The organism is Alcanivorax sp. HI0044 (genome assembly GCF_001634945.1).
The window spans coordinates 1-913 of sequence record NZ_LWEZ01000849.1; the positions used below are offsets into that span (position 1 = coordinate 1).

Genomic DNA, 913 nt, shown 5'->3' on the forward strand with positions numbered 1-913 from the left:
GCGGTGTTGGTACTGGTGACGCTGGGCTATCTGAACCTGCTGCGCNGTGGTTCCGNNCGCTCTTTCCTGGCGGTGCGCGACANTGAAGTGTCTGCCCGCGCTCTGGGGGTGAATGTGACCCGGGCCAAAACCCTGGCGTTCAGCCTGTCCTGTGCCATTACCGGTCTGGCGGGGGCGCTTTATGGGCATCTGGCCCAGGCGGTGAACTATGAAAGTTTCCTGGTGCTGATCTCCATTACCCTGCTGCTGCAGGTGGTGATCGGTGGCCTGGGTTCGGTTCATGGGGCCTTTTTCGGTGCCATCGTGGTGGTGCTGCTGCCGCAGGTCATTGCCATTGCCCGGGATTATCTGGATAACGCGGCGGGCATCAAGATCGCGGCCTATCCGGGCATGGACACGGCCCTGTTCGCGCTGTTGATTCTGCTCATGGTGATTTATGAGCCGCGGGGGCTGTATGGCGTCTGGTTCAAGGTGCGTACCTGGTTGCAGCTGTTCCCGCTGTATCGCAAGGGCATGTTCCGCCGTACCCGAACCTACCTGAAAACGGAGCGCCAACGATGAGTCTGTTACAGGTCAAGGATCTCTCCATCTCCTTCGGGGGCGTTAAAGCGGTGGACGGTGTCAGCTTCGACGTGGAAGCCGGCGAAGTCTTTACCCTGGTTGGCCCTAACGGGGCGGGCAAGTCCACCATCTTCAATCTGATCAGCCGCCTGTATGAACCCAGTGCCGGCCAGATCGTTTTCAATGGTCAGGACATTACCCGCCTGCCGGCCCATGACGTGGCCGGGCTGGGTATCGCCCGGACCTTCCAGAACATCGAATTGTTTGATCACTCTTCGGTACTGCAGAACCTGTTGATCGGTCGTCACTGTCGCCGTAATACCCTCTGGTTCGAAGAGCTGTTGTTCCTGCC

The 913-nt window shown here is 59.3% G+C and carries 2 protein-coding genes; both read left to right on the forward strand.

Annotated elements, in window-relative coordinates:
• A partial coding sequence (locus A3730_RS09990) for a branched-chain amino acid ABC transporter permease (RefSeq protein WP_197477415.1) occupies positions 1 to 561 on the forward strand: 561 nt, incomplete at its 5' end.
• A partial coding sequence (locus tag A3730_RS09995; protein WP_156501128.1) for an ATP-binding cassette domain-containing protein occupies positions 558 to 913 on the forward strand: 356 nt, incomplete at its 3' end. The genes A3730_RS09990 and A3730_RS09995, both read left to right, overlap by 4 nt.